The 5,314-nt window shown below is 66.4% G+C and carries 7 protein-coding genes; all 7 read right to left on the reverse strand.

Annotation, left to right across the window (positions count from 1 at the left end; translation table 11 throughout):
- A partial coding sequence (locus ACOJTB_RS11445) for a Re/Si-specific NAD(P)(+) transhydrogenase subunit alpha (RefSeq protein WP_420102646.1) occupies nt 1-987 on the reverse strand: 987 nt, incomplete at its 3' end.
- A 37-nt stretch (nt 988-1,024) separates the two neighbouring features.
- On the reverse strand, nt 1,025-1,309 hold the full coding sequence (locus ACOJTB_RS11450; RefSeq protein WP_420102647.1) for an aa3-type cytochrome c oxidase subunit IV: 285 nt from the start codon (nt 1,307-1,309) through the stop codon (nt 1,025-1,027).
- Nucleotides 1,310-1,518: 209 nt separating this feature from the next.
- Nucleotides 1,519-2,874, reverse strand: a complete 1,356-nt coding sequence (locus tag ACOJTB_RS11455; RefSeq protein ID WP_420102648.1) for an ABC1 kinase family protein — start codon at nt 2,872-2,874, stop codon at nt 1,519-1,521.
- Nucleotides 2,875-2,953: 79 nt separating this feature from the next.
- On the reverse strand, nt 2,954-4,186 hold the full coding sequence (gene pepT, locus ACOJTB_RS11460; RefSeq protein ID WP_420102649.1) for a peptidase T: 1,233 nt from the start codon (nt 4,184-4,186) through the stop codon (nt 2,954-2,956).
- Between the two features lie 79 nt (nt 4,187-4,265).
- Nucleotides 4,266-4,661 carry a type II toxin-antitoxin system death-on-curing family toxin gene (locus ACOJTB_RS11465; protein ID WP_420102650.1) on the reverse strand — a complete coding sequence of 132 codons (396 nt, stop codon included), beginning with the start codon at nt 4,659-4,661 and terminating at the stop codon, nt 4,266-4,268.
- Entirely contained in the window at nt 4,658-4,930 is a 273-nt protein-coding gene (locus tag ACOJTB_RS11470) for an AbrB/MazE/SpoVT family DNA-binding domain-containing protein (RefSeq protein ID WP_420102651.1), read from the reverse strand. Before ACOJTB_RS11470 ends, ACOJTB_RS11465 begins: the two co-directional genes overlap by 4 nt.
- 55 nt (nt 4,931-4,985) lie before the next feature.
- Nucleotides 4,986-5,314, reverse strand: a 329-nt coding sequence (locus tag ACOJTB_RS11475; protein ID WP_465248405.1) for a PPC domain-containing DNA-binding protein, incomplete at its 5' end; no start/stop codon positions are given.

A 5,314-nucleotide genomic window follows, 5' to 3' on the forward strand; every position in this document is an offset into this window, starting at 1 on the left:
CGAGGAGGCGGTGGCGGGCAGGCGCCCGGGCACGTTGAGATGGCCGACGATCTTGACCCCGTTCGGCGTGGTCACGACCTCCCCGGCCTTGGCGAGTTCGCAATTGCCGCCGCGCTCGACCGCCAGATCGACGATCACCGAACCGGGCTTCATGCTCTCGACCATCGCGGCCGTGATCAGCTTCGGTGCCGGGCGGCCGGGGATCAGCGCGGTGGTGATGACGATGTCCTGCTTGGCGATGTGGCTGGCGGTCAGCTCCGCCTGCTTCGCCTGATACTCTTTCGACATCTCCTTGGCGTAGCCGCCGGCCGTCTGCGCCTGCTTGAACTCCTCGTCCTCGACGGCGAGGAACTTGGCGCCGAGCGATTCGACCTGCTCCTTGGTCGCCGGGCGAACATCGGTCGCGGTCACGATCGCGCCGAGGCGCCGCGCGGTCGCGATCGCCTGCAGGCCGGCGACGCCCACGCCCATGATGAAGATCTTCGCGGCGGGCACCGTGCCGGCCGCAGTCATCATCATCGGCAGCGCCCGCCCATATTCGGCCGCCCCATCGATGACGGCGCGATAGCCGGCCAGATTGGCCTGCGAGGAGAGGACGTCCATCACCTGCGCACGGGTGATGCGCGGCATGAACTCCATCGCGAAGGCGGCGACGTTGGCCTTGGCCAGCGCCTCGACCTGCGCCTCATTGCCGTAGGGATCCATGGTCGCCACGACCAGCGCGCCGGCCGGCAGCGCCGCGATCTCCGCCTCGGAAGGGCGCCGCACCTTCAGCACGATCGCCGCGCCAGCGAGCGCTTCGGCGGCGGTGGCGGCGATGGTCGCGCCCGCAGCCTCGTAATCCGCATCGAGAATGCCGGAGGCCTTGCCCGCCCCGGCCTCGATCACGACTTCGGCGCCGAGGCCCTTGAACTTGCGGACGGTTTCCGGCGTGGCGGCGACGCGGGTCTCCGCCCCTTGCGTTTCGGCTGGGACAGCAATGCGCATGGCGGGGTGAGGCCTTTCCGGCGTTATGAGAGGCGGATCAGAGCAGGACGAGCGCGAGCAGCATCAGCACGAGGGCGACCAGCGGCGCGCGCCAGCCGATCGTCGGCGCGGCGATGCCGACGCCCGTGCCGATCACCGACAGAAGCGTGCCGATCAGCGCGGTGCCCCAAGCATGCTTGGTGCCGCCCACGGCGAGCGCCGCGACGATCGCGACGCAGGCCACCGTTCCGACCTCGGCCATGTGGACGAAGCCGCTATAGGTGCGCTCGTGCTCGGGATAGTCCATCGCCGGGGTCTCGGCGTGATGGGCATGGTCGGCCATGATCTCGATCCTGGAAAAAGCCACAGTCTCTTTGCGTTTAGCGCACCCGCGCCGCACGGGCAACGCGCCAGCGTATTCGGCGGGCGGTCCCCACCGCATCAAGCTGCCATACACCCACTTATCGCGATTTCAAACGATTTAAAGCGCCCACTCTCGCGGCAATGGCCGCTGCACCGCAATAGGTGAGGTCGCGTGGCTTGCGCTGCGCCTCACAGCCCGACGGCGGCGAGCGCCGCGGCCTGCCGCTGCGCCACCTGCGCGGTCTCGAATCCCTCGATCTCCGCTTCGAACAGCCGGTGGAAATTGAGTTCGGCGTCGAGATGAAGGAAGACGCCGCCCAGCCCGATCGCGGCGCGATCCATGAAGACGAATTCGCGCGGCACCGTCACGGGCCCGCGCTGCTTCAGCGCCTGATGCACCTGGAACGCCTGCTTGCGCCCGTATTCGGCGGGGCTGACGCCCTCTGCGATCCGCCGCACCCGGTCCTCGAGCAGCGGCCCGTAGATGAAGCGGGCCCAGATGTTGAGAGTCTCGACCAGTTCCTTGCTGAGCCCCTTGAAGCCCCAGGTTTCATAGGCATGAACGACCCGCGCATCGTCGCCGCTCTGCAGGCCGCGATAGAGATCGACCACCCCCCCGACGAAACGCGGCGGGAAGATGCGGATGCAGCCATAGTCGAGCAGGTTGATGCCCGCCGGCGTGCCCCCCTCTGAAAACACGGTGTAATTACCCAGATGCGGGTCGCCATGAATGACGCCGTGATGGCTGAAGGGGCGCCACCACGCCTTGAACATCGCGGTCGAGATGCGGTCCCGCACCGCCTGCTCGTCCTGCTTGTGGGACAGGATCGGCGTCCCTTCCAGCCAGTGCATGCTGAGCAGCCGCTTGGTCGAGAGCGCGTCTTCCACCGCCGGCACGCGCACCTCGGGCGTTTCGGCCAGCATGACCCGGTAGAGCGCGCCATGCCTGGCCTCGCGCCGGTAATCCAGCTCCTCGCGCACCCGCGCGCCGATTTCCTCGACGATCTCGCTGGTGTCGATCACCGCGCCCATGCGCCGGTGCAGCGAGAACAGCACGTCCAGCTGCGCGATATCGGCCTCGACCGCCGATTCCATATCCGGATATTGCAGCTTGCAGGCGAGCGGCGCGCCCTCGCGCGTCGTCGCACGGTGAACCTGCCCGAGCGAGGCCGCCGCGGCGGGCCGAAGATCGAACTCCCCGAAGCGGTCGCGCCAGCCAGCGCCCAGTTCGGCCATCATCCGGCGCTTGACGAAGGCCGCGCCCATCGGTGGCGCCTGCGATTGCAGCTTCTGCAATTCGGCGGCATATTCCGGCGGCACCACATCCGGGATCGTGGCGATCAGCTGCGCCACCTTCATGATCGGGCCCTTCAACCCGCCGAGCGCCTTGGCCAAGGCTTCGGCATTGGACGCATTGCGTCCTTCGAGACCGAACAGCCGCGCTCCCGCCATCCGCGCCGCGACACCGCCGACATTGGCGCCGACGCGCGCATAGCGCGCCGCGCGGGCGGAGAAACGATTGGCTTCGCTGTCGTGCTCGGACATGGGCTTCAGGCTCTCGCTTTCGTCGAGCATGTAAGGCGCGGTCTGACGGGCACCAGAGGCACGACGCCGCACGAGGCCGTCACACCGGGTCCTGCCCCGCCAGCAGACAGATGCGCCGCGCCACTTCGTAGGACGCCTCGAAGGCCGGCACCGGCAGGAACTCGAAGCGGGAGTGGAAGTTCAGCCCGCCGGTGAAGAAGTTGGGCGTCGGCAGGCCCCGCGCCGAGAGAGCCGCCCCATCGGTGCCACCGCGCATGGGGATCACCTTCGGTGCGATCTGGAGCTCGCGCAGCGCCGTCATCAGCAGATCGATGCTGCGCCGGTCATCGCCGAGGCTGTCCTCGATATTGCCGTAGACGTCGCTCACCTCCCAGCGCACCTGCCCGCTCGGATAGCGCTTGGCGATCTCCTGCCCCACCTCGGCGATGAGCTGCTTGCGCGCGGCGAAGGAGCTGCGGTCGAAATCGCGGATATTGGCTTGCAAGACCGCCTCGGCCGCATTGGCGTTCAGCCCTGTGAACCAGACATAGCCCTCGCGCCCCTCGGTGTGCTCCGGCGTCTGCGCCCGGTCGAAGGCGGCGATGAAGTCATGCGCCATCAGCAGCGGGTTCAACAGCACGCCCTTGGCCGACATCGGATGCGCGGTCACGCCGGCGAAGACGATTCGGGCGCTCGCCGCATTAAAGGTCTCGTAGATCACCTCGCCCAGTTGGCACCCGTCGATCGTATAGGCGAAATCGCAGGCGAAGCGCTGGAGATCGAGCGCCTTGGCACCGCGCAGGCCGATCTCCTCGTCCGGCACGAAGGCGATATGGATATCGCCATGCTCCTCCTCCGGCGAGAGCCGGGCGAGCAGCGTCATCAGGATCGCAACCGCGGCCTTGTTGTCGGCGCCCAGCACGCTGGTGCCGTCGCCGAAGACGATGTCATGGCCCTTCCAGGGTGCGATTTCCGGGTGCTCGCCAGCGCGCAGCCAGATGTCCTTCTCCCGATTCAGGCACAGATCCTCGCCCTCGAAGCGCAGCAATTGTGGCTTGACCACCGGCGATAACCCGACATCGACGGTGTCCAGATGCGCAATGAAGCCGATGCGCGGCGCATGGGCCTTCGTACCGCGCTTCACCGCCGTGACGGTCGCATGCGCATCGACGATCACCTCGTCGAGCCCCAGCGCCCGCAACTCCTCGGCCAGGAGTTCCGCAAGCACCTGCTGGCCGGGCGTGCTCGGCAGCGTCGTCGCCGCCGCGTCACTCTGTGTATCGACCGCGACATAACGGAAGAAGCGGTCGAGCAGCTCGTCGCGCAGGGTCATATCGGTCGAGGCTCCATGGCCGGCAAGAGGAGGTCTTGCCATTCGCGTTCGGGAAAAACGGCGCTGGACACCGGCCCGGTCAGGCCGGCGCGTCCTTCGGCCAGTTGTCGCGGATCCAGCGCGTCAGCCCCTCCTCCTCGACCTCGCCCGCGGCGAGAGCGAGGATGGCGGCGGCCGCATCGGCTTCGGCGACGATGAAGTCGATCCCGTTGATATACAGGAAGGTATAGAGAGCCAGCAGTGCCGTGCGCTTGTTGCCGTCGATGAAGGGGTGATTCTTCGCGAGGCCAAAGGCATAGGCCGACGCGAGTTCAGCAAGATCTGAATTCTCGTAGGACCATTTGTTGACGGGGCGCTCGAGAGCCGAGGCCAGCATTCCAGGATCGCGAAGCCCTGCTCCACCGCCATGGATCGCGATCTGTTCGTCATGGATCGCGATCACGACGTCTTCGGACAGCCAGTCCGGCTCGGTCACTTGGCCAGTTCCGCAAGAGCGTTATGGTAGAGCTTCATGCCACGTCGTGCTGCAGCCATCGCCTTGTCGAAGTCCGGCTTTTGTTTGACGAAGCGAAATCCGCCATTCGGCTGCTCGACGAGATGAAGCTTGTCGCCCTCTGAGAGCTTTAGCTGCGCCAATATCTCTTTCGGCAGGATGAGCCCGAGCGAATTGCCGATCTTGCGCACCTGAAGGACATTGACGGCTTCGCCCGCTTCGGACTGGCTCGGAGAGAGTTGCCTATTCATGACCTCAGCCTCCTTTGCTGTTATACGATTTGTATAACAGCAAAGGAGGCTGAGGTCACCATCTATTGCCATCCTGGGAGAACCTGCCCACGCCCTCCTTCGCCTCCAGCACCAGCTCGAAGGTCATCAGCACGGGGTTATCCGCTCGCAGCAACCGGCCGGAAGCGATATCGCCGCCATAATCGACCAGCACGACGTCGACCGAGGCATTGGGTCCCTCGCCGCCATCGGCGATCCGCCCACCCGTGATCGCGACCTCTGTCGCGAAACGCTCGACCGCCGGCCCAGCCTCGAACCGCGCGCCGATCGTCGAGCCGACGCCGCCATGGATCACGGCTTCGGCGATGCCATGCTGGGCGCAGAATTCTTCCAGCGCCCCGCAGA

The organism is Allobosea sp. (assembly GCF_048595345.1).
Taxonomy (GTDB): domain Bacteria; phylum Pseudomonadota; class Alphaproteobacteria; order Rhizobiales; family Beijerinckiaceae; genus Allobosea.